Genomic DNA, 23,643 nt, shown 5'->3' with positions numbered 1-23,643 from the left:
GCCATCTTGCCACCGGCATCACCGCAAAGATGAAGGTTAGTGCTTAAGGACTCCTGTCGCAGAAGCTTCTTCCTCTGCCACCGGCGCAGCGGCCGCAGCTCCAACCGGGGGCACTTCGGTACTCTCCGGCAAAGGCTCTGGCCCCCGCTCCAAGGCGTGATGCAACACTTGGTCGAACCACTTGACGGGAATGATCTCGATACGATCCTTCACATCAGGCGGCAAATCAACCAAATCCTTGACGTTTTCCTCGGGGATCAGAGCCTTGCGGATACCACCCCGCACAGCTGCCAGCAGTTTTTCCTTCAAGCCACCGATCGGCAATACCTCACCGCGCAGTGTGATTTCACCTGTCATAGCCACATCGGCTCGCACCGGAATGTTGGCCAAAACCGAGACCAACGACGTAGCGATTGCAATCCCTGCAGATGGGCCGTCCTTGGGTGTCGCTCCTTCTGGCAAGTGGATATGGATGTCGCTCTTGGCGTGGAAATCCTCGTGGATGCCCAGCTGGCGAGCGCGCTTACGCACGACCGACAGAGCGGCCTGGATGGATTCCTGCATCACTTCACCCAGCTTGCCAGTCGTCATCACCTTGCCCTTACCCGGCAGCACGACGGCTTCGATGGTCAGCAGTTCGCCACCCACTTCGGTCCAAGCCAAGCCAGTCACCTGCCCCACCTGGTTTTCCTTTTCGGCCATGCCAAACGAGAAGCGGCGCACACCCAGATACTTGTCCAGATTCTTGGCGTTGACCACCACCTTGCTCTCACGCTTCTTCAGCACTAGGGCCTTGACGACCTTGCGGCAGATCTTCGAGACTTCCCGCTCCAGACTGCGCACACCAGCTTCCCGCGTGTAGTAGCGAACGATGTCGGTCAGGGCTTCCTCGGTTACGGAAAGCTCGTTCTGCTTCACGCCGTTGTTCTTCATCTGCTTGGGCAGCAGATAACGCTGGGCGATATTGACCTTTTCGTCTTCCGTATAACCAGACAAACGGATGATTTCCATCCGATCCATCAGCGGCGCAGGAATGTTCAGTGAGTTGGCCGTTGCCACGAACATCACTTCCGAGAGGTCGTATTCCACTTCGATATAGTGGTCGACAAACGTTGAGTTCTGCTCGGGGTCCAGCACCTCCAACAGTGCAGACGACGGGTCTCCACGGAAATCCGCCCCCATCTTGTCGACTTCATCAAGCAGGAACAAGGGGTTACGCACGGCAACCTTGGTCATGTTCTGCAAGATCTTGCCGGGCATGGAACCGATATAGGTACGACGGTGACCGCGAATCTCGGCTTCGTCACGCACACCGCCCAAGGACATCCGCACGAACTTGCGGTTCGTCGCCTTGGCGATGGACTGCCCCAACGAGGTCTTGCCAACCCCTGGAGGCCCAACCAGACACAGGATCGGAGCCTTGAGCTTGTCGACACGTTGCTGCACAGCCAGGTATTCAAGGATGCGCTCCTTGACCTTGTCCAAGCCGAAGTGATCCTTGTCGAGCACTTTTTGGGCTTCACTCAGATCCTTGCTGATACGCGAACGCTTCTTCCAGGGCAGCCCGGCCAGGGTTTCGATGAAATTACGCACCACTGTGGCTTCAGCCGACATGGGCGACATCAGCTTGAGCTTTTTCAGCTCGGCCTGGGCCTTGGTAAGCGCTTCCTTGGACAAGCCAGAGGTCTTGATCTTGCGTTCCAACTCTTCAAGATCAGCCCCCTCTTCGCCCTCACCCAGCTCTTTCTGGATCGCCTTGACCTGCTCGTTCAGGTAATACTCGCGCTGGCTCTTCTCCATCTGGCGCTTCACGCGCCCACGGATACGCTTTTCTACCTGCAGAATGTCCAGCTCGGTTTCAAGCTGGGCAAGCAGCTTTTCCAGGCGCTGGCCGATATCGAAAAGTTCCAGCACCGACTGCTTTTGCTCAAGCTTGAGCGGCAGATGCGCGGCAATGGTGTCTGCCAGACGCCCTGCTTCGTCAATCCCGGCCAGGGAAGTCAGAATTTCCGGCGGAATCTTCTTGTTCAGTTTTACGTATTGGTCAAACTGACTGATGATGGCACGGCGCATGGCTTCAATCTCGTGATTGCCATGCTCGTCACCCACTACAGGCGTTACCTGGGCCATGAACAGCGTGCGCTCGTCCTGTACAGACTCCACCCTGCCGCGTTGCGTACCCTCCACCAGCACCTTGACAGTGCCATCGGGCAACTTCAGCATTTGCAGAATATTGGCAATACAGCCGATGTCGTAGAGGTCTTCTGCTGCAGGCTCATCCTTGGCGGCAGACTTCTGTGCCACCAACAGAATGCTGCGGCCGGACTCCATCGCATTCTCAAGCGCCTTGATCGATTTGGGACGCCCAACGAACAGAGGAATGACCATGTGGGGAAACACCACCACATCGCGCAGAGGCAACAAAGGGAGCTCAATCGTCTCCTGGGGGAGTTCAGTTTTGTTTGACATGATTTTTCCTGATAACCGCTCCTAACCCATATTGGGCCAGGAGCAGACTATTCAAGCAGGGCGACCCGATTTTTCAGCTCAGTTTGACCCAGCAATTTTTGCTTGTTGCTCGGCATAGATTACCAGTGGTTGGGCAGCAGTCTCAATGGTGTTCTCATCAACCACCACCTTGCTGACATTGTCCATGCTGGGCAACTCGTACATCACGTCCAACAACACGCTCTCCAGAATGGAGCGCAAACCCCGTGCCCCGGTCTTGCGCTTGAGCGCACGGCGGGCAATGGCGGTCAGTGCATCAGGCCGGATTTCCAGCTCGACGCCTTCCATTGAGAAGAGCTTCTGATACTGCTTGATCAGCGCGTTCTTCGGCTCAATCAGAATCTGTACCAAGGCGGCTTCTTCAAGCTCTGTCAGGGTGGCAATCACTGGCAGACGCCCGATCAATTCGGGAATCAGGCCGTATTTGACCAAATCCTCAGGCTCCACCTGCAGCAGCATTTCCGAGATTCTGCCGTCCTTGCTGCCACGTACCTCGGCACCAAAACCAATGCCTACCTGTTCGGTGCGGTTACGGATCACCTTGTCCAGACCATCAAAGGCACCGCCGCAGATGAACAGGATGTTGGTGGTGTCGACCTGCACAAAATCCTGGTTCGGATGCTTGCGCCCACCTTGAGGCGGCACAGAAGCAACCGTACCCTCAATCAGCTTGAGCAAAGCCTGCTGCACACCCTCACCCGACACATCACGGGTAATGGAGGGGTTATCCGATTTGCGCGAAATCTTATCGATTTCGTCAATGTAGACAATCCCCTGCTGGGCACGTTCCACATCGTAATCACATTTCTGGAGCAACTTCTGAATGATGTTTTCAACGTCTTCACCCACGTAACCGGCTTCGGTCAGGGTGGTGGCGTCCGCCATCACGAAAGGTACGTTCAGAAGACGCGCCAACGTCTGCGCGAGTAGCGTTTTGCCAGAGCCGGTCGGGCCAATCAACAAGATATTGCTCTTGGCCAGCTCAACCTCATCAGCGGTTTTGGCACGATGGCGCAGGCGCTTGTAGTGGTTGTACACCGCCACGGCAAGGATTTTCTTGGCCGCTGCCTGCCCAATCACGTACTGATTCAGAATCTCGCCAATTTCGCGCGGAGAAGGCAATTCCCCTTTATCCAGCCGCGAAGAGGCTTCGCCGCCGATTTCGTCACGAATGATGTCATTGCACAGGTCAATACATTCATCACAAATGAAAACGGACGGGCCTGCAATCAGCTTGCGCACTTCATGCTGGCTTTTGCCACAAAACGAACAATAAAGCAGCTTTTCGCTGCCGGACTTCTTGTCCGTCATATTCTGCCTTCCTCAAGAACCTGCACAATCAACACCATGAGCTATTTTGCCGCATCCGCGCGGTTGCTCAGCACTTTGTCTACCAGACCGTAGGCCTGCGCATCCTGCGCAGACATGAAGTTATCCCGATCAGTGTCACGCTCAATCTGTTCGATCGACTGGCCGGTATGAAGCGCCAGCATTTCATTGAGTTTGGCACGTAAAGTCAGAATTTCACGGGCATGGATCTCAATATCCGACGCCTGCCCTTGAAAGCCGCCCAAAGGTTGATGAATCATAACCCGCGAATTGGGCAGGCAGAAGCGCTTGCCCTTTTCGCCTGCCGCCAACAGGAAGGCACCCATACTGGCGGCCTGCCCGATGCACAGCGTACTCACACTTGGCTTGATGAACTGCATGGTGTCATAGATGGCCATGCCAGCGCTCACCGAGCCCCCTGGTGAATTGATGTAGAAATAGATGTCCTTGTCGGGGTTTTCCGACTCCAGGAACAGCAATTGCGCAACAATCAGGTTGGCAGTCACATCCGTGACCGGCCCGACCAGGAAGATCACTCGCTCTTTGAGCAGTCGGGAGTAGATGTCGTAGGAACGCTCACCGCGACCACTCTGCTCAACCACCATCGGTATCAAGCCAAGCCCCATCGGATCCCATTGAGACTGCATCGAAGTCTTTTCCAAAACTGCCACCTTTCTTCCCAGGGGGTGCCGGACATCCGGCACCCTCACCCACATATTTACTGCTGTTGCGGCTGGGCCATCAGCTCTTCGAGCGTCACAGCCCGATCCGTGGTCTTGGCCTGTGCCAGCACCCATGCCACTACGTTCTCTTCCACCACGACATCTTCAATATTTTGCAGATTCTCGGGCTTGGAATAGTACCAAGATACCACGCTGCTCGGGTCTTCGTAGCTGGCTGCAATCTCGTCTACGCGGGCACGCACCTTGTCTGCATCAGCCTTGAGTTCGTTCTTGACGACAACCTCAGAGACGATCAGCCCCAGCTTGGCGCGGCGGGTCGCCTGTTCGATAAACCATGCCGGTTGCACGGGGATGTTCTTCACATCCATGCCACGGGAAGCCAGATCGCGCTTGGCAGCTTCGGCCATTTGCTCAGCTTCAGCTTCAATCATGGCCTTCGGCACCTCCATCGGCGTCACAGCAATCAGCGCATCAAAGGCTTGGTCGCGCATACGCACGCGCACGCGGCGGGCCACTTCACGCTCCAGATTCTCTTTGATTTCAGCACGCATCTTGGCAATATCGCCGTCATCCACGCCCATGGCCTTGGCAAAGGTTTCATCCACAGCGGGCAGCACAGCTTCTTCCACGCTCTTGCAGGTAATTTCAAACTGCACGGTCTGACCGGCCAGTTCCTTGGCCTGATAGTCAGCCGGGAAGGTCAGGTCAAACGTCTTGCTCACACCTGTAGAGATGCCAACCAACTGGGCATCGAAATCCGGCAGCATCTGCCCACCACCGACAACAACCGAGAAATCTTCCGCCTGCCCGCCTTGGAACACTTCGCCATCCTTGCGCCCGGTGAAATCAATCACCACTTGGTCGCCAGCGGCAGAAGCACGTTCCACCTTCTGGAACACGGCACGTTGCTTGCGCAGGACTTCGATGGTGCTATCCACTTCGGCATCACCCACGGTCAGGGCCGGGCGTTCAATTGCCTGTTCAGCCAAGCTGCCGATCACAACTTCGGGCATCACTTCAAAGGTAGCAGAAAATTCGAGCGTGCCTTCGGCAGAAGCTTCCTTCGGTTCAATTTTCGGATAACCTGCCACACGCAACTTTTGTTCCCGGACGCCTTCGTTGAACTTGCGTTCAACGTGCTCACCAATCACTTCGGAGCGCACTTGGCCACCATAGGTTTGTTCGACCATGCGCATCGGCACCTTGCCAGGACGGAAACCCGCCATCTTCACCGTGCGCGAAAGACGCTTGAGGCGCTCCGCAACACCTTGTTCGATATCAGCCAGCGACACGGCCATGTCGATACGGCGCTCAAGCGCGCCCAGCGTCACTTCATTCGTTTGCATTCGAAAATCCCTTGGTATGGAACAAAAAGGCTGTGCCTGATTCGTCTTTACCGGCCTCGCCGGAAAAGACGAACAAACGCTACCTTTGACAGTAATGATTCAAGAAACCGGCGATGGTAGCACAACCTAAGCGCACGCTCGCACCGCGAAGACATGCTTGCCGCTTAATTTGAAGTATTTTGGGGTGGGAATCAGGAAATCAAGCCCTGGAATCGGCAATAAGGGAGAGATACCGTGCCTGCAGTCCCTCCACTACGGAATCCAGGCCATAGTGCTGATTCACCTGTTCGCGGGCGGCACGTCCCATAGCTTGTCGGTTTCCCAACAAGCACAGAAACTCCAGCGCCTGAGCCATTTCGTTTTCGTCCTGACCAACGATGAGGCCTCCTGCCCCGACGATCTGACGAGCATCCCCAACATCGGTACTGACAACCGGCACTCCGCAGCTCATGGCTTCCACCAGCACATTCGGGAAGCCTTCACTACGGGAACTCAATGCCAGAATGTCAAAAGCCGGGTACAGCGTCTGCACGTCGGCACGTGGCCCCAATAGATGGCAAGCGAACGCCAACCCGTTTTGTTCAATCAATGCCATCAACTCAGCATTGTTGCGATCCAGCCCCTTGCCTACCAACACGCATTGCGCGTTTGGTACTTTGGTGCGCAGAGCCGCCATCGCGCGCAGCAGCAAGGCGTGGTTCTTGACGGGGCTCCAGCGCGCCACCATCCCGACCAGCACACTATCGTCAGCCACTCCCAGCTCAAGCCGGAGTTTTGCCCGTAGCGCGGAGTCTGGCTGGAACAACTCGGTATCAACTCCATTGGGCAGCAGCGCGGTGCACTCGCGCGGCCAACCGAGATTTTGGGCACAGTACTCAGCGCTGCGCGCAGATACATTGAATATCTGCGCCACCCTGCCCACGTAGAACCCGGACAGGCGGATAACCATGCGCGTAAAAAAACTGTGTGCATGTGCGGCATCTGGCGTATCGCGCACACTCCAGCAAACCCTTGGTTTCGGGTTCAGTCGTGCAGCAGCAAAAGATGCGGCAAGGTTGCCGTGATACATCCAGCCTTGCAGGATATCCGGCTGAATGCTCCGCACTGCAGCCAGAAAACGCCCTACCTCGGCAAACGGCCAACGCCCTGGGCGCAGACGCAGCATCAGCGGCTCAATCCCAATCGCCTGGAAACGCGGCAGAAGGTCATCCTGGCGCCCCAGCACAATCAGGCTGGGTTCAAAGCGAGTTCGGTCCAGACGAGAGAGCATCTTGAGCAAGGCATGCTCTGCCCCACCCACCCCCAGGGCCGTGATCACGAAACACACATGCACACGAGTCATCACTTACCGCCTTCGCCCTCAATCACTTTGCTCGCCTGTTGCGTAGCGGCCTCATCCCACACACGCAACCAGACCATTTTGGCAGCGAGCAGGATCGCAAATACAGCCAGCATTACGCCCGCGGGCACACCCAGCAACCATTGGCCAAGCCCGAGCCCTACCAGCAAAGCATCCACCAGCCAAAGCATCGGAACCGAGAGTTCGACGGAATAGCCCTTGTAGAGCAAAAGGTGATGCAGGTGGGTGCGATCCGGCCGCATCGGGCTCACTCCGCGCAGGACGCGCCGGATGCTGACGGTCACCATATCCATCACGGGCAGGGCAACCACATAGAACAACAACACGGAAGGCATGGCAGGGCGCGAGCCACGGGAAAGCATGATGGAAAACCAGCACACCAGGATACCCAGCGCCAAGGCTCCCGCATCCCCCATGAAGACCCGCGCACGTGCCTGCCAGGGGTGACGCGCATTACAGACCAGAAAACCCAATAATGCCGACACCAAACCTGCGACCAACAGGAAAACCGTCACGTCACTTGCCTTGAAAGCGACAAAGCCAAGCCCCACCAGAGCAATCAGCAGATATCCCCCGGCAAGGCCATCGGCCCCATCGGCCAGATTGATGGCGTTGGTAACCGCCACGATCACCAGCATCGACACAGGAATCGACAAGAACCCGAGTGGAACGCCTTCGGACAACCCCGGCATAGGCAGATTGATAAGCGCAAAACCACTGGTTCGCAGTAGCAGCCATGCAGCAAAAAGCTGCATCACCAATTTGAACTTAGCAGACAAGGGACGCACATCATCAACGACCCCCACCGCCAGCATCAAACCAACAGGCACCACGGCCGGCAGCAGATTGCCGCTGATTCCGCGCACCTTCACCGCCAGCACGTAGGCCAGCATGATGGCGATTCCGCCGACCACCGGCACCTCCCCCACATGCTGTTTGCGGGCATCGGGGCAGTCGACCAACGACAGCCAAGGCGCCAGCCAGGCAAGCAGCAGGCAGGCGCTCAGCGAGGTGAGAAACGGAAATACGAGGTAATTGAAGGTCAGGCCCATTTCAGCATCATCAATTGGTCAGCCCATAGGCTTGAAAACTCAGCCTCGTCACGCAGGCATTGGAGTAGACATCAACCACCCGCTCTCGCGCTTTGGCCCCCATGCGTTGCGCCAAAGCCGAATCATTCAACAACCGCAGAATAGCCTCTGCAAGGGCGCCAGCATCACTTGGTGGCACCAGAAAACCATTTTCCCCCTCAATCACCAGCTCACGCGATCCTGGCACATCAGTCGCCACCATCGGTTTGCCACAGGCAGCCCCTTCCAGCAAAGCACGCGGCATGCCTTCCCCTTGCGTACTGGGAAGCACCACCACATCAGCCGCCTGTTGAAGCGCAAGCACATCAGCCCGCTGCCCGAGAAATTCTACCGCAGCCTCGGCTCGCCACTCGGCCAATTGCGCCTCAGAGATACATTCTGGATTACCCGGATCAGGTGCCCCCGCGAGTAAAAATCTGGCTGCCGGTACTTGTTGGCGCACGATACGGGCGGCCGCCACATATTCCTCCACACCTTTGGAGTGAAGCAGACGCCCCATCATCAACACGCAATTTCCGGGCATGTGACCAGGATCGGGGGAGAAATGTTCCGTATCAATACCATCCCCTGGCACGACTTCAGGCTGAGCCCGTTCCAACACACCAAACTTGCGCAAGGTTTCCAGATTGTCCTGATTCTGGAACAGCACGTGGCTGCCGCGTAGGGCCACGCGATACAGCACAAGCACAACAGGGCGAATCAAGCGTGCTTTCGGGGTATTGGCCAGTATGGCAAACCCCAGGCCGGTGATGGAATTCACCACGCGTGCCACCCCTGCCCAGCGTGCTGCCAAGGAGCCATAGATCACGCATTTGATGGTGAAGTGATGTACCACATCGGGCCGCAATGCCCGATAGGCCCGCCACAGCCGCCAGATAAGTATCAACTCTGCAAACGGGTTGATCCCGCTGCGCGAGAGCGGAAAAGCCTGCCAAGTGAAGCCTTCCGCTCTCAAAAGGCAGGCATGCTCACCATCCGGGCTCATCAATATCAGCTCATGCCCCGCTTCACGCAACGCACAGGCCAGCGAACGCTTGAAGTTGTAGAGGAACCAGTCTGTATTCGCAAAAAGAACAATCCGCATGACTCACCCGTGCCGAGATGAACGATAGTGCTCCAACCAGGATTGGAACATCAGCACATCCCACAGGCGGTAATGCATCCCACCTTTACCCGCCAGCAATGCCTGCCAGCACTGGCGGACAGGCGCCGGGTTGAGCAGACCGCTACTGGCCAACGCATCCGTAGAGAGCAACTGATCCGCCCATTCACGCAAAGGCCCACGCAACCAGGCCTCCAGAGGAATGGCAAAACCCTGCTTGGGGCGCTCGAACATTTCTCTAGGAACATGGCGGGCCAGCAGTTCGCGCATCAGCCACTTGCCACTGTCGCCTTTACGCTTGAGAGACTCAGGCAAGCGCCAAGCCAGCTCCATCACCCGCCGGTCCAGAAACGGCGCCCGGGTTTCCAGGCTCACGGCCATGGCCGCACGATCCACTTTTACCAGAATGTCGTTCGGCAGATAGGCCAAGCTATCGTGCGCCTGCATGAACTCAATATTATCCAGACCACGCTGGCTGGCATTCAAGACATCATCAGGAAGCCGGGCACGGCCACCAGGAACCACGTCCTGCGGCTGTAGCCAATGCGCCAAGAGGCTATCGTAAAAACCGCCAAAGTCCTGGGCCATTAACATGGCACTGAAGCGCCGCGCCTTGTCGGCAGGCGCTTTCATCCCCGGCTTCAGCATCCCTGCGCCCACCTCCCACAGGGCATCAGGCACCATCCCCATGCTCGCCCCCAAGCCTTTGCGTACAGCACTTGGCAGGCGCCCCATCTTTTGCCACAGATTCTGCGCAATCGCGTAGCGGGAGTAGCCCGCAAACATCTCATCCCCACCATCACCAGACAACGCAACGGTAACGTGCTGGCGCGCAAACTGCGCAACCAGAAACGTTGGGAGCTGGGAAGCGTCGGCAAAGGGCTCGTCGTACACGTCGGCCATCTTGGGAACCACTGCCAGGGCATCAGACCCGGTCAAATGGATTTCGTGATGGTCGCAGCCAAGATGGCGCGCGATTTCACGTGCATGGGTCGACTCGTCAAACTCACCCACGTCAAACCCCACCGTATAGGTTTTGACTGGGCGGCTGGCGTGGCGCTGCATGGTCGCCACAATCAGGGAGGAGTCAATGCCCCCGGAAAGGAACGCACCCAGCGGCACATCGGCCAGCATCTGCTCACTGACCACCTCCCCCAGCACCCGTTCCAGCTCATCCACCCACACGGTGGCATCTGGATTTGAAGCCTTGCGTGAAGCGGCCCCTACCGCCATGGTCTCAGACAACTGCCAGTAAGGCCGAGGCACGCCCGGAACGGGCGCACCGTTACCGGCCTTGATCTCCAGCCAGTAACCCGGCTGCAGTTTGCCAACACGCTTAAAGATGCTTTGCGGAGCGGGAATGCATTGGTAACGCATGAAGGCTGCCAAGGCGTCACGATCCACCTCGCCCTGCCAGGAGGGGTGGGCGTACAACGCACGCAACTCGGACCCAAACAGCAAGGCGCCATCCGGCATGCAGCCCCAGTACAAAGGCTTTTCGCCGAGCCGATCACGTGCCAAGATCAGGCGCTTGTCCTGCTGATCCCACGCAGCCAGGGCGAACATGCCATCGAGCGCGCCCAGCGTGCGCTCAACCCCCCAGTGCTCCAGAGCAGCCAGCAGCACTTCCGTATCTGAATGCCCCCGCCAAGGGATGGCTCCCAGTTCAGCCTCCAATTGACGCTGAACGCTGCGGTAGTTGTAAATCTCACCGTTGTAGACCACCACCCAGCGCCCGCCGTGGCTCGTCATAGGCTGCGCGCCAGCGGGACTCAGATCAAGAATCGACAAGCGCCTGTGAGCCAAGGCCAAGCCATGGTCGGCATCCACATACTCACCATGCGCGTCCGGTCCGCGGTGGCGGATGGCATCCCCCATCCGCTGCGCAAGGACAGCAAGATCAGCCTGTGTTTGGGTACGTCCCCAGAAACCAGCAATCCCACACATCAGCCGCCTCGCCCCCCTGCCCGTTTCAATGCCTGCGCCAAAACGCCAGCAAGCTGTGCCGTCGCGTAGTGGTTCTCTACCTGTATCCGCCCCTGCCTGCCGAGTGCGGCAGCCGCATCGGGGTCATCCAGCAAAGCCAGCATATGCTCGCGCCAGTCCTGCAGTGTGATGGCCCCCAAGGCGCCACCTCCGGCAATCACCTGGGCATTCATCCCCCAAGGAGCTGCTACACAAGGTACGCCACAAGCCATATAGGTCAGCATCTTGAAACTGCACTTACCACGCGTCCAGGGAGTGTCCGGCATGGGCATCAGCCCCAACCATGCGCTTTGGACCACACCCAACTCCGCCTCAGGCGACCAGGGGACAAAATCCACACGCTCTGGCGACAGGGTTTTGAATTGTGGCATGGCATTGCTACAAATCCGCAACCGCAGATCAGGGCGTACCTGCATCACCTCACGCAAAGCGGGTTCCAGCTCATAGACGTAAGGCAGACCACTGGCGCTACCAGACCAGACGATCACAGGCGTCTGCGCCCGCACGCCCGGCTGCCAATGCGAGGTATCAACCCCCGTGGGCAGTATCTCGACGGGAGCCAGCGCAGAGAAATGTTCTGCAAGATAGTCATTGCCACACAGGATCAGGCTACATTGCCGGGCGAGCTGGTCAATACCGCCCCCCCGCTGCGTGAGCCAGATGGCGTCATCCACATCCAGTACTGCCGGGGTACGGCACAAACGCTCTGCAGTGTAGAGCGTTGAGACCATCTCACGCTGGAACAACACAGCATCAAAGGCATTCCCCTTCACCGCAGCCAAGGATCTTTCCAGTGTCGTAGCTGTCAGCCAGGGCAGACGACGCCAGCCTGGGCCAGGAGGGTAGCTACCGAACCTCGCCCAGGATTCCGACAACGCCACGCCCTGCTCTGCCAGATAGGGAAAGTATTGGCGAATCCGGAACCGGGCTGACGGGGTATTCACCCCTTGGGTGTAGGCCATTGCTCTCAGCATGCGCCACTCCTGGCACGCAACCGGAGCACAAGCCATGTGCGCCCGCCAGCCAAATCGGCCAACAAGGCCACGCAGGCGAACACAAAAGCCCCAGCGGCCACACGCGCCAGCATACGGAACAAGGAGCCTTCCGGCATGCCATACAGCACCGCACTCATGACCAGCACACCGATCAACGAAATCGCCAGATCCCGCCAGGGCCAAGGCATTCCGCCCATACGGCGCGTTTGGAGAAGCCCCAGCACCACCCCTACAAGGTTGGCTGCAACAGAACTCCAGGCCGCACCCAAAATACCGTAGCGCGGCAGCAAGATCACATTCAGTCCCATCCCGCAGACACCGCAAACAGCCACAATGCCCCCTTGTAAATCAAGACGCTTGTGCAAGTGCAAAGGGATATCTGTCATGTAAGTCCGAATCCCGCCGCACAACGCGGCCAATGCCAGCCAAGGCATCACCCGAGCCGCCTCCGCACTAAAAGCTTTGCCTAACAGCAGGTGAGCCAGATCAGAGCAAACCCACACAAAGCCAACCGTTACCGCAGGCATCAAGGCGGCACTCAAACGCAGGTAACGAGCCAGTTGATCACGATACTGATCCACCCCGTTTTCCCAGCTACTCACCAGTCGTGGAAACCACGCCAGAAATAGCGCACTGAAGATCAAACCAAAGCCCTGCTGAGTCAAGTCCGCTGCGGCACCATATATACCAAGCCCCGCCACCGAGAGCGCCGCCATGAGCAAGCGGTCACTCCAACTCAAGGTCACACCAAGCAACATTGACACGGTAAGGCCCTTGGCATAGCTGCCAATCCCGTCCAAGACCCGACGCTCGAATCGTCCCTTTCGGACGATGGTCCAGGGCTGCGGCAAGGAGATGGCTGTCGCAAGCAGATAGGCAGAACACATTCCCAGCACGGCCCCCCAAAAACCCGCACCCAATGCAATCAGGCCAAACCCCATGGCGGGGGCCAGAAAAGACTTGAGCAGATACAGGCGCCCATAACGCCGGGCCATCAGGCTTGCAGAGGCCCATTGCGCCGAAAAGTCGAAAATCCCCTGAATGACACACAGCAAAGCAGCCGCCAAAGCAACGCCTGGCGGCAACCAGTGGGGGCGAAAAACTTCCAGCAACAGTGCCAACAGGGCCGCAATGCCACCGCCTCCCAGCAAGAGGCGCCCTAAGGCAACCGTCAGTCCGTTATCCTTGCTGGCAGGAAGAAAACGCCCAAGGCAGCTATGCAGGGGCTGTATCAGGATGCTGCCAACAAACGCTGCTACCGTAGCCGCCAAGGTATAGGAGGCATAGCCATGCGGACCCAATTGCCGTGCGAACAAAGACACCGTTGCCACGGCCAGCGCGCCAGATAGCCCGCGAGTCAGGAAATAGGCCAGACTGGCCCTGGCTGCTGACATCAGAGTCTTCTCAAACGGTACTCAATCTCATAGCACGGGAATAGCCAACAGAGGTTCTCTTCATGGAATTCCTGAAGCCAGCGACTCAGATTGAAAAACCGACCAATCGTTCTGCGCATCAAACCGCGCAGGGGGAATGGCGAATTGAATCCCAAGCGCACCGATTGCAATTCAAACGCAGGAGTACGCCCATAATTGGGCACCTTGCGCCACAGCAATTCATCACGGGCAAAATAGCTCATCGTGTATAAGCCGTAGCTGCGTTGATGTGTTGGGTCAGAGTGGAAATAGGGGTTGGAGAAATGAGGCACGATCACCCGCAATTCCGCCCCTGCACGCATCACACGGGCAAGTTCATCAAGCAGCCCGGCAGGATCATCCACATGCTCAAGAAAATGTGAGTTGGAACAACGCACCACGGAACCCGCAGGAAACGCGCGCAAGACCTCAAACACATCCCCCACCAGATCCACGCCTGGGAAATCAAGCGCATCAATCCCCAAAGCTTCTAGATCCCGCTTGCTGGGGCCACACCCCAACTCAATGGCGACTTGGGAATCAGCCGTCAGGGTCGGCAGAATGGAACGCTTGTCAAGGATGCTCATAACAAACACTTAAGGTCTTGAAGGCCGCGAGTATAACGCTCCTCGCCCCATGAATCTGCCCATCCGGCGCCATTTGGTCGAAAGACCAGACGAAATTACCTAACTTGATCTATTCAGTGCTTCGATTGCCTCACGCTATCATCTTTGTTCGATAGTTTTATTGGATTAAAAATCAAATAAACAATAAATTTTAAACATCAAAACCACTACAGCAAGGAGCAACAACATGAGTCAGAACAAGCCAATGAGCAGCGCCGCAGGCGCTCCCGTAGCTGACAACCAGAACAGTCTCACCGCTGGGCCACGTGGGCCGGTGCTCTTGCAGGATGTGTGGTTGCTTGAGAAGCTTGCGCACTTTGACCGTGAGCGCATCCCCGAACGCGTGGTACACGCCAAGGGGTCTGGCGCGTATGGCACCTTAAAAGTCACCCACGACATCACGAAGTACACCAAGGCCAAGCTTTTTGCCGAAGTGGGCAAGACCACCGAGGTGTTCTTGCGCTTCTCAACCGTCGCAGGTGAAGCGGGTGCTGCAGATGCCGAACGCGACGTCCGTGGCTTTGCGCTCAAGTTCTACACCGAAGAAGGCAACTGGGATCTGGTGGGCAACAATACGCCTGTGTTCTTCATTCGTGATCCGCTCAAGTTCCCGGATTTCATCCATACCCAGAAGCGCGATCCGCAAACCCACTTGCGCAACCCTGTGGCGGCCTGGGATTTCTGGTCGCGCCACCCGGAATCCTTGCATCAGGTCACCATCCTGATGAGTGATCGCGGCTTGCCCCGCAACCACCGCGAAATGCATGGCTTCGGCAGCCACACCTACTCTTTCACCAATACAGCAGGCGAGCGCTTCTGGGTGAAGTTCCACTTCAAATCCCAGCAAGGTGTGACTCACTACACCAACGCAGAAGCTGCAGCCGTGGTGGGGCAAGACCGTGAAAGCGCCCAACGGGATCTGTTCGAGAACATTGCCAAGGGAAACTTCCCGCGCTGGACGCTCAAGGTGCAGATCATGCCGGAAAAGGATGCCGCCACCTACCACATCAACCCGTTTGATCTGACCAAGGTGTGGCCGCATGCCGACTATCCGCTCATCGAAGTCGGCGTGCTGGAATTGAACCGCAATCCAGTCAATTATTTTGCCGAGGTTGAGCAAGCCGCCTTTACACCTGCAAATGTAGTACCAGGAATCGGTTTTTCACCAGACCGCATGCTTCAAGGGCGTCTGTTCTCGTACGGTGATACTCAACGCTATCGTTTGGGGGTCAATCACCACCAGATTCCCGTGAATGCGCCACGCTGCCCCTTCCATCATCCCCACAAGGATGGCACAGGCCGTGTGGATGGGAATGGTGGAGCGACACCGAACTACAACCCGAGCGGCCTGCCGGGCGCCTTGTTCGACCAGCCCGCGCTGAACGAATCCCCGCTTGCACTTGCCGGGGCCGCCGCCCACTACGATCACCGCGAAGACGACGACTATTACTCACAGCCCGGTGCACTCTTCCGGCTCTTTGATAAAGGCGAGCGCGAACGCCTGTTTGCCAACATCGCCGCCGCTATGCAGGGCGTACCTGTAGAAATACAGCGTCACCAAGTGGAGCATTTTGCCAAGGCAGACCCGCAATATGGCGCGGGAGTTGCCCACGCATTGGGTTTGTCTTGATACCATAGAAGACTGAGAGGCCCTGCAAAGCATGCGCTTCGTCGCTAAACGTTCTAAAACCCAAGGAGTGTTGAAATGAAAGCGGAAAAAGGCAAGAAGTCGCTGGCAGGCGCCATCGACATCGGTATCTCCGAAAAAGACCGGACAGCCATTGCAGAAGGGCTTTCGCACCTACTGGCCGACAGCTTCACACTGTATCTGATGACCCACAACTTCCACTGGAACGTGACCGGCCCGATGTTCAACAGCCTGCACACCATGTTCATGGCTCAGTACACCGAACAATGGAATGCGCTGGACATCATCGCTGAGCGTATCCGCGCCCTTGGCGTGCAAGCCCCAGGCAGCTATCAGGATTACCTGAAGCTCACCAGCATTCCCGCCGTAGAAGGCAAGCCCAAGGCTTTGGAAATGGTAAGCCTGCTGGTCGCTGCCCAAGAAGCCACCGCACGCACGGCACGGGATCTGTTCCCGTTGGTGGACAAAGCCAACGATCAGCCGACGGCCGACCTGCTCACGCAACGCCTTGATATCCATGAAAAAACCGCATGGATGCTGCGTAGCGTGCTGGAAGATTAAGCGCCCGTAGTCTTCACAAACGGCACGCCTTCGGGGGTGCCGTTTTTTATTGTCCGTTCAAACCACTCGCCGATTGATGCTTGCGCCCAGGTTCCTGCTTAGGCATAGTCTGCGCCCTTGTCCCTATCTGTTTTGGATCATGTTGCCTTCGATCGAACACCGCATTGCAGCCGAACTCGGCGCCCAGCCCTATCAGGTCGTTGCAGCCATCGAACTACTTGATGGTGGAGCAACCGTTCCCTTTATCTCCCGCTACCGTAAAGAGGTAACCGGTGGTTTAGACGATACTCAGTTGCGTAATCTGGAAGAGCGTCTGGGCTACCTGCGTGAGCTGGAGGAACGCCGCACCGCTGTGCTGGCGAGCATCGATGAACAAGGCAAACTGACTCCAACACTGCGTAGCGAGATCGAAAACGCGGAAACCAAGCAACGCCTCGAAGACCTTTACCTGCCTTACAAGCAAAAGCGCCGCACCAAGGCCCAGATTGCCCGTGAAGCAGGCATCGCCCCGCTGGCCGAAGCCCTGCTGACCGACCCGAATCTGAAGCCGGAAGAGGAAGCCGCCAAGTATTTCAATGCCGAAGCTGGCTTTGCCGATACCAAAGCTGTGCTCGATGGTGCCCGCCAGATCCTGATGGAGCGCTTTGCTGAAGACGCCGAGCTGCTGGGTAGCCTGCGCGAATACGTTGATGCGCACGGTGTGGTCGTAGCCAACGTAGCAGAAGGCAAGGACAACGATCAGGAAGCCGCCAAGTTCCGCGACTACTTTGCCTATCGTGAAAAGCTGGGCGACATTCCCTCCCACCGCGCCCTGGCCCTGTTCCGTGGCCGCAATGAAGATGCGCTGCGTGTGAAGCTGGCCCTAGATACCGACCCAGAGGACGGTTCGCGCAGCCCGGAGCCCAACCCTTGCGAACGCAAGATCATGGTGGCCGCAGGTATCCGTGATCAGGGCCGCGCCGCCGACAAATGGCTGGTCGATACGGCCCGCTGGACCTGGAGCGTCAAACTCGCACTCTCGATGGAACTGGATCTGATGGGTAAGCTGCGCGAGCGTGCCGAAGAAGAGGCCATCCGTGTGTTTGCCAAGAACCTCAAGGACCTGCTGCTTGCTGCCCCCGCTGGCCCCAAGGCCACCATGGGGCTGGACCCCGGCATCCGCACTGGCGTCAAGGTCGCCGTAGTGGATGCCACCGGCAAGCTGCTGGATACCGCCACGATCTATCCGCATGAACCCCGCCGGGATTGGGATGGCTCGCTCCATACCCTTGCCAAGCTGGTAGAAAAGCACAACGTGGAACTCATCGCCATCGGCAACGGAACCGCCAGCCGAGAGACTGACAAGTTGGCAGCGGATCTGATCAAACAACTGTCGCGCCCGCAATTGACGAAGATCGTCGTGTCCGAAGCGGGTGCATCGGTCTACTCCGCTTCAGAGCTGGCCGCGAAAGAATTCCCTGAGCTGGATGTGAGCCTGCGGGGCGCGGTCTCCATTGCCCGCCGCCTGCAAGACCCGCTGGCTGAACTCGTCAAGATCGAACCCAAGGCGATCGGCGTGGGGCAATACCAGCACGACCTGAACCAGAGCAAGCTGGCCCGTTCCCTGGATGCAGTCGTGGAAGATTGCGTGAACGCAGTGGGTGTGGACGTCAACATGGCCTCCGCCGCCCTGCTCACCCGTATATCGGGCCTGAACACCACGCTGGCACAGAACATTGTCTCTCATCGTGATGCCAATGGCCCCTTCAAGAGCCGTAGTGCACTCAAAAAGGTGCCGCGTCTGGGCGACAAGACTTTCGAGCAATGCGCTGGCTTTTTGCGTATCAATGAGGGAGACAATCCGCTTGATGCCTCGGCGGTCCACCCGGAAGCCTATCCGGTCGTGGAGCGCATCCTTGCTGATGTACAGAAGAAAGCCCGCGAGTTGATTGGTGACTCTGCCACCTTGCGGGCATTGGACGCCAAAAAGTATACGGATGAGCGCTTCGGTCTGCCGACGATACAAGACATTCTGCGCGAACTCGACAAACCCGGCCGTGACCCGCGCCCGGAATTCAAGACAGCCTCTTTCCGCGAAGGCGTCGAGAACCTGAAGGACCTCGCCCCTGGCATGTTGCTCGAGGGGGTCGTGACCAATGTCACCAACTTCGGTGCCTTCGTGGATATCGGTGTGCATCAGGACGGCTTGGTGCACGTCTCGGCACTCTCCAATCGCTTCGTCAAAGATCCTGCCGAGATCGTCAAGGCGGGCGACATCGTCAAGGTCAAAGTAATTGAGGTGGACCTGGCGCGCAAGCGCATCGCACTCAGCATGCGTCTGTCTGACGAAGCTGCACGCCCGACAAAAACGGACCAGCCCGGTAGAACGCCCGTCAAGGGCAAGCCACAGGCGGCCCGCAAGCCCGAGCCAGCCCCCTTGAATAGCGCGTTTGCAGCTGCGTTTGCCAAGGCACGCCAAAAGTAGGAAAAGTACGGCACGCGGATCAAGCATGTAGGCGCGCTTCAATACGGCAAGATTTGCCGCCTATTTTTGCCGCTTATCCGGCGCTGAGATCGCATAGAGCAAGCCTATCCTTGCACTATGCACTCAACGCGAGCTTTACCCGTGAAACGCTTCGTTCTCCTTTTATGCTTGCTGCCGGGTCTGGTTCAGGCCAGCCCTTCCGCCGCCCCAAGCCCCGCCGCTGGTATTGCGCAGATGGTGGTGGGCCTGGGCGTGATTCTGGTGGTACTGTACGGTGCCCTGCATATGTTGCGGCGCCTGCAACAAGGCGGCAATGCTGCGACCAGCAACCTCAAGGTCATCTCCGCTACCTCCGTCGGCCCACGTGAGCGCGTGGTACTGGTTGCCGCAGGCAATCGGGTGATGGTGCTGGGCGTAGCACCTGGGCGCGTCAACATGCTGCACCTGCTGGATGAGGGTGAAGTCCCCCTGCCCACGGCTCCCGCAGCACCACCCATGCAGGACTTTGCCCTACGGCTCAAGCAGTTCATGGAACGGGGGCGCAAGTGAAGCGTGTTCCCCTTCTCCGCATACTGGCAGTATTGGCCTGCCTACTGCCTACGATCTGCCTTGCCCAATCCCTTCCCGGCTTTACCAGCACACCGGGGCCAGGTGGCAGCACCACCTATAGCCTGCCAGTACAAACCCTGCTCACGCTCAGCGCCCTGAGCTTTCTCCCTGCCGTCTTGTTGATGATGACCTGCTTCACCCGGATCATCATCGTGCTCTCCCTGTTGCGCCATGCCATGGGCACCCAGACCTCGCCCCCCAACCAGGTCATGATCGGGCTGGCACTGTTCCTCACCTTCTTCATCATGTCGCCCGTGCTAGACAAGGTGTATCAGGATGCCTGGGTTCCCCTGTCAGAAAACAAGATCCAGTTTGATGAAGCACTCACCCGCGCTTCAGTCCCCATGAAGGCCTTCATGCTCAAGCAGATCCGCGAGCCGGATCTGTCACTCTTCTCCAAGCTTGCCAACACACCCAAGGTAGACAAAGCCTCGGACCTGCCGATGCGCGTGATCATCCCTGCGTTTGCCACCAGTGAGCTGAAAACCGCATTTCAGATCGGCTTCATTATTTTCATCCCCTTTCTGATTATCGACATGGTGGTGGCCTCGGTGCTGATGTCGATGGGGATGATGATGATGTCCCCCGTAATGGTGTCTCTACCTTTCAAGATCATGCTGTTTGTACTGGTTGACGGTTGGGGGCTGCTGATTGCCTCGCTGGTCAACAGTTTTGGATAGGAGCGTTATATGACCCCCACCACCGTGATGGAAATTGGCCGTGGTGCCATGGAAACCGCCCTGCTGGTTGCTGCACCCATGTTCATTGCTGCGCTGGCCACCGGGCTGATCATCAGTATTTTTCAGGCAGCCACACAGATCAACGAAGCCACGCTGTCCTTCGTGCCCAAGCTGCTGGTGATGTTCCTCACACTCCTGCTTGCAGGGCCGTGGATGATCACCACACTCACCGACTACATCCGCAGGCTTTTCGAGGCCATTCCCACCTTGATCGGATAGCGCCCCATGCTGGTCGTCACCAGTGCCCAACTGGATCTGCTGCTTATCACCTGGCTGTTTCCCCTGGCGCGCGTGCTGGGTGTGATTGCCTCTGCGCCAATATTTAGCAGCAGTGCGTTGCCACGTCGTGTGCGTCTGGCCTTTGGCCTGATGATCACATTTGCCATCGCCAGCGCACACCCACCTACTGCAGCAAACATTGCACCGGGTAGCTGGATCGGAATCGGCATTTTTATCCAGCAGATCGTAATCGGGGTCGCCATCGGGATGTCGATGCGCATCGTAATGGCCGCCCTGGATGTGGCCGGGGAACTGATCGGCTTGCAGATGGGCTTGTCGTTTGCCACATTTTTCGATCCCAACTCATCCGCGCAAACTGCCGTCATGGGGGAAATGCTCAGCCTGCTCTCCTCGCTGACTTTTCTTGCGCTCAATGGTCACTTGGTACTGATTGATGTGCTTGCCCACAGTTTCGAGCTTGCACCGATCGGCATGAGCGTCGTCACAGGCAAAACCTGGACAGTGGTTGCGCAGCTTGGTACGGCGGTTTTTTCTTCTGGTCTGATGATTTCCTTACCCGTGATCGCCGCGCTGCTCATCACCAATATTGCCTTGGCAGTACTGACCCGCACCGCCCCCCAGTTGAACCTCTTCTCGCTGGGATTCCCCATCACCAGTACCGTTGGCTATCTGGTGATGATCGCCTCTCTCAATTCCCTGGCACCCGCATTACAGCATATTTATGACACGGGATTTGAGCTGACGGCACTGCTGATCCAGGGCTTCGGTGGGCATTGATTGCGCCATTTGACTGTTTGGCTTGCCCCGCAGCGCTTCAAAAAGTAGACTCAGGCGATTTGCTGCAATTTCATCTACCGCCTCATGGTCAAACCCATAGAATTCAAGGCTGGCACGCTGACTGCGATGACAGCCGTTCTGCACGAAATCGACAACGTTCGCCTTGCCGATGCGTTGCAAGTCATGTTAAGCGGGATGGGAGAATTCTTCGCTGGTGAAGCGACAATCATCGACGTAAGCTCAATCCAGGGCCTCCCTCAGCGTGTCGACTGGGTTGGCCTGCAAAGCCTGCTGCGCCGTTATGGTTTGCAGCCTGTCGCACTCAAGGGCGCTCCGGATTACCTGCACGATGCAGCCCGCAGGGCTGGTTTTGCGATTCTGGAAGGCGCTTCCGGAGGCCTCCGGCAAGTAGAACTGCCTCCGCTTAAAACAGAAGTAGCCCCTCCACCCGCCCCAGCTGTCACCGTTGCGCCTGCGCCTGAACCCCAGAAAACGGCTTCTGCCATGGTGGTAGAGCGCACCATCCGCTCAGGGCAACAGATCTATGCGCGCGGCTGTGACCTGATTGTACTTGGGGGCGTAAGCCATGGCGCCGAAGTCATCGCAGACGGTAACATCCACTGCTACGGCCCGTTGCGCGGACGTGTGCTGGCCGGGGCCGCGGGGGACCAGACCGCACGCATCATCACAACCAATTTCGGCCCGGAATTAATCTCGATTGCGGGTGTCTATCGTACATTTGAACAAGGCATACCACCTGCCATCGCAGGCCATGCCAGCCATGCTCTGCTCAGGAAAACCGGGGAGAGTCAGAGCCTGGTGCTTGAACCGCTTCAGCTCGACTGAACAAGACTACTTCTGCCTTACAGGCATACAGGGAGACATTTGTGACACAAGTGATCGTCGTAACCTCCGGCAAAGGCGGGGTTGGCAAAACCACCACCAGCGCCAGCTTTTCAAGCGGGCTGGCACTGAGAGGCTTTAAAACTGCGGTGATCGATTTCGATGTCGGCTTGCGCAACCTTGATCTCATCATGGGGTGCGAGCGCCGCGTCGTCTATGACCTAATCAATGTGATCCAGGGAGAAGCCAATCTACACCAAGCGCTGATCAAGGATAAGCACTGCGAGAACCTCTTCGTGCTACCAGCCTCGCAAACCCGCGACAAGGATGCATTGACAGAAGAAGGTGTCGAAAAGGTATTGACGGAGTTGGCCCATATGGGCTTTGAGTACATCGTGTGCGATTCCCCCGCAGGGATCGAACGCGGTGCAGTCATGGCCCTGACCTTCGCTGATGAGGCGCTGGTGGTGACCAACCCGGAAGTCTCCTCGATCCGCGACTCCGACCGCATCCTCGGCATTCTGCAAAGCAAGAGCCGACGGGCCAAGGAAGGCCGCGAAGCCGTCAAGGAACACCTGATCATCACCCGTTATTCAGCCAAGCGCGTGGACGAAGGTGAGATGCTGTCCTACAAGGACGTGCAGGAGCTGCTGCGCGTACCGCTACTCGGGGTTATCCCGGAATCGGAAGCCGTACTCCAGGCCTCCAATGCGGGCGCCCCGGTCATCCACACCAAGGGTTGTGATGCAGCAGAAGCCTATTCCGACATTGTGTCGCGCTTCTTGGGTGAGGAGCAGGAACTGCGCTTTGTGAGTTACGAGAAGCCCGGCTTGCTCAAACGCATCTTTGGGGGGGCTTGATCATGTCCTGGCTAGAACGACTCTTTGGCAACAGCCAACCCAAGTCCGCCCAACTGGCCAAGGAACGGCTGACCCTGGTGATTGCACACCAACGCACCGACACCGGCAGCCAGCCGAATTTTCTCCCGGCGCTGCAAAAGGAATTGATCGATGTGATTTCCAAATACGTCAAGGTCAACGCGGATGACATCAAGGTTCAACTTGAGCGCAAAGACAATTATGAGGTGCTGGAAGTCAATATCGTGATGCCCGAGGCTGGTGCAGACTCACGCTAAGCCTTACCGCCCCCGGGTCCACTCGGGGGCGCCTTGCCTTGGCCTAACTACAGGCGCCACCTCGGCAAAAAACCACTCCAACCGAAGCCTAAATCCTCTGGCAGATTGATTCTGCCCAAACCCAAGCGTCCCTGTATCAATAATTCGCACCAAATTCGAGCGTTGGTGCTAGGATCGCGCTTTTTTAT

The 23,643-nt window shown here is 57.5% G+C and carries 21 protein-coding genes; 10 read left to right on the top strand and 11 right to left on the bottom strand.

What is annotated here, in order from left to right:
* Window positions 1–36 precede the first annotated feature (36 nt).
* The 11 genes from lon to B145_RS0116495 all read right to left on the bottom strand — a co-directional run bounded on the left by lon (window position 37) and on the right by B145_RS0116495 (window position 14,399).
* The gene (gene lon / locus B145_RS0116545; protein ID WP_018608813.1) at window positions 37–2,469 is read right to left on the bottom strand and encodes an endopeptidase La; all 2,433 of its coding nucleotides are present in this window, start codon (window positions 2,467–2,469) and stop codon (window positions 37–39) included.
* A 78-nt stretch (window positions 2,470–2,547) separates the two neighbouring features.
* On the bottom strand, window positions 2,548–3,819 hold the full coding sequence (gene clpX, locus B145_RS0116540) for an ATP-dependent Clp protease ATP-binding subunit ClpX (RefSeq protein ID WP_018608811.1): 1,272 nt from the start codon (window positions 3,817–3,819) through the stop codon (window positions 2,548–2,550).
* Between the two features lie 41 nt (window positions 3,820–3,860).
* Window positions 3,861–4,484 carry an ATP-dependent Clp endopeptidase proteolytic subunit ClpP gene (clpP, locus tag B145_RS0116535; protein WP_026259216.1) on the bottom strand — a complete coding sequence of 208 codons (624 nt, stop codon included), beginning with the start codon at window positions 4,482–4,484 and terminating at the stop codon, window positions 3,861–3,863.
* 71 nt (window positions 4,485–4,555) lie between these two features.
* Window positions 4,556–5,866, bottom strand: coding sequence for a trigger factor (gene tig, locus B145_RS0116530; protein WP_018608807.1), 1,311 nt, complete (start codon window positions 5,864–5,866; stop codon window positions 4,556–4,558).
* A 199-nt stretch (window positions 5,867–6,065) separates the two neighbouring features.
* Window positions 6,066–7,208 carry a glycosyltransferase gene (locus B145_RS0116525; RefSeq protein WP_018608805.1) on the bottom strand — a complete coding sequence of 381 codons (1,143 nt, stop codon included), beginning with the start codon at window positions 7,206–7,208 and terminating at the stop codon, window positions 6,066–6,068.
* Window positions 7,208–8,278 (bottom strand): MraY family glycosyltransferase, encoded by a 1,071-nt coding sequence (locus B145_RS26020; RefSeq protein WP_018608802.1) that lies wholly within the window; start codon window positions 8,276–8,278, stop codon window positions 7,208–7,210. The genes B145_RS0116525 and B145_RS26020 overlap by 1 nt, the downstream gene beginning before the upstream one ends.
* A 10-nt stretch (window positions 8,279–8,288) precedes the next feature.
* Window positions 8,289–9,401 (bottom strand): glycosyltransferase family 4 protein, encoded by a 1,113-nt coding sequence (locus B145_RS26015; protein ID WP_018608801.1) that lies wholly within the window; start codon window positions 9,399–9,401, stop codon window positions 8,289–8,291.
* 3 nt (window positions 9,402–9,404) lie between these two features.
* Window positions 9,405–11,366 (bottom strand): asparagine synthase (glutamine-hydrolyzing), encoded by a 1,962-nt coding sequence (asnB, locus tag B145_RS0116510; protein ID WP_018608800.1) that lies wholly within the window; start codon window positions 11,364–11,366, stop codon window positions 9,405–9,407.
* Window positions 11,366–12,379 carry a glycosyltransferase family 4 protein gene (locus B145_RS0116505; RefSeq protein WP_018608798.1) on the bottom strand — a complete coding sequence of 338 codons (1,014 nt, stop codon included), beginning with the start codon at window positions 12,377–12,379 and terminating at the stop codon, window positions 11,366–11,368. Before B145_RS0116505 ends, asnB begins: the two co-directional genes overlap by 1 nt.
* Window positions 12,373–13,794, bottom strand: coding sequence for an oligosaccharide flippase family protein (locus B145_RS0116500; RefSeq protein WP_018608797.1), 1,422 nt, complete (start codon window positions 13,792–13,794; stop codon window positions 12,373–12,375). The genes B145_RS0116505 and B145_RS0116500 overlap by 7 nt, the downstream gene beginning before the upstream one ends.
* Window positions 13,794–14,399 (bottom strand): methyltransferase domain-containing protein, encoded by a 606-nt coding sequence (locus tag B145_RS0116495; protein ID WP_018608796.1) that lies wholly within the window; start codon window positions 14,397–14,399, stop codon window positions 13,794–13,796. The genes B145_RS0116500 and B145_RS0116495 overlap by 1 nt, the downstream gene beginning before the upstream one ends.
* Before the next feature lie 226 nt (window positions 14,400–14,625).
* On the opposite strand from B145_RS0116495, the gene B145_RS0116490 reads away from it, so the two are divergent.
* The 10 genes from B145_RS0116490 (at window position 14,626) to minE (ending at window position 23,455) form a co-directional block, all read left to right on the top strand.
* On the top strand, window positions 14,626–16,068 hold the full coding sequence (locus B145_RS0116490; protein WP_018608794.1) for a catalase: 1,443 nt from the start codon (window positions 14,626–14,628) through the stop codon (window positions 16,066–16,068).
* Window positions 16,069–16,143: 75 nt separating this feature from the next.
* Entirely contained in the window at window positions 16,144–16,647 is a 504-nt protein-coding gene (locus tag B145_RS0116485; protein WP_018608793.1) for a Dps family protein, read from the top strand.
* 139 nt (window positions 16,648–16,786) lie between these two features.
* Complete coding sequence (locus B145_RS0116480; RefSeq protein WP_018608791.1) at window positions 16,787–19,111, top strand: Tex family protein; 2,325 nt, start codon at window positions 16,787–16,789, stop codon at window positions 19,109–19,111.
* Between the two features lie 141 nt (window positions 19,112–19,252).
* Window positions 19,253–19,660: a flagellar biosynthetic protein FliO gene (fliO, locus tag B145_RS26010; RefSeq protein WP_157288469.1), complete on the top strand. Its 408-nt coding sequence runs from the start codon at window positions 19,253–19,255 to the stop codon at window positions 19,658–19,660.
* Window positions 19,657–20,400, top strand: a complete 744-nt coding sequence (gene fliP, locus B145_RS0116470) for a flagellar type III secretion system pore protein FliP (RefSeq protein WP_018608787.1) — start codon at window positions 19,657–19,659, stop codon at window positions 20,398–20,400. Before fliO ends, fliP begins: the two co-directional genes overlap by 4 nt.
* A 9-nt stretch (window positions 20,401–20,409) precedes the next feature.
* The gene (fliQ, locus tag B145_RS0116465; protein ID WP_018608785.1) at window positions 20,410–20,679 is read left to right on the top strand and encodes a flagellar biosynthesis protein FliQ; all 270 of its coding nucleotides are present in this window, start codon (window positions 20,410–20,412) and stop codon (window positions 20,677–20,679) included.
* Between the two features lie 6 nt (window positions 20,680–20,685).
* Complete coding sequence (fliR, locus tag B145_RS0116460; RefSeq protein WP_018608783.1) at window positions 20,686–21,477, top strand: flagellar biosynthetic protein FliR; 792 nt, start codon at window positions 20,686–20,688, stop codon at window positions 21,475–21,477.
* A gap of 84 nt (window positions 21,478–21,561) precedes the next feature.
* Window positions 21,562–22,323 carry a septum site-determining protein MinC gene (gene minC / locus B145_RS0116455; protein WP_018608781.1) on the top strand — a complete coding sequence of 254 codons (762 nt, stop codon included), beginning with the start codon at window positions 21,562–21,564 and terminating at the stop codon, window positions 22,321–22,323.
* Window positions 22,324–22,364: 41 nt separating this feature from the next.
* The gene (gene minD, locus B145_RS0116450) at window positions 22,365–23,180 is read left to right on the top strand and encodes a septum site-determining protein MinD (protein WP_018608779.1); all 816 of its coding nucleotides are present in this window, start codon (window positions 22,365–22,367) and stop codon (window positions 23,178–23,180) included.
* Between the two features lie 2 nt (window positions 23,181–23,182).
* Window positions 23,183–23,455: a cell division topological specificity factor MinE gene (gene minE / locus B145_RS0116445; protein ID WP_018608776.1), complete on the top strand. Its 273-nt coding sequence runs from the start codon at window positions 23,183–23,185 to the stop codon at window positions 23,453–23,455.
* Window positions 23,456–23,643: the final 188 nt, after the last annotated feature.

It is taken from the genome of Uliginosibacterium gangwonense DSM 18521 (assembly GCF_000373965.1).
Taxonomy (GTDB): domain Bacteria; phylum Pseudomonadota; class Gammaproteobacteria; order Burkholderiales; family Rhodocyclaceae; genus Uliginosibacterium; species Uliginosibacterium gangwonense.
The sequence above is the reverse complement of the archived record's forward strand: the minus strand, read 5'-3'. Positions and strand labels throughout refer to the sequence as shown.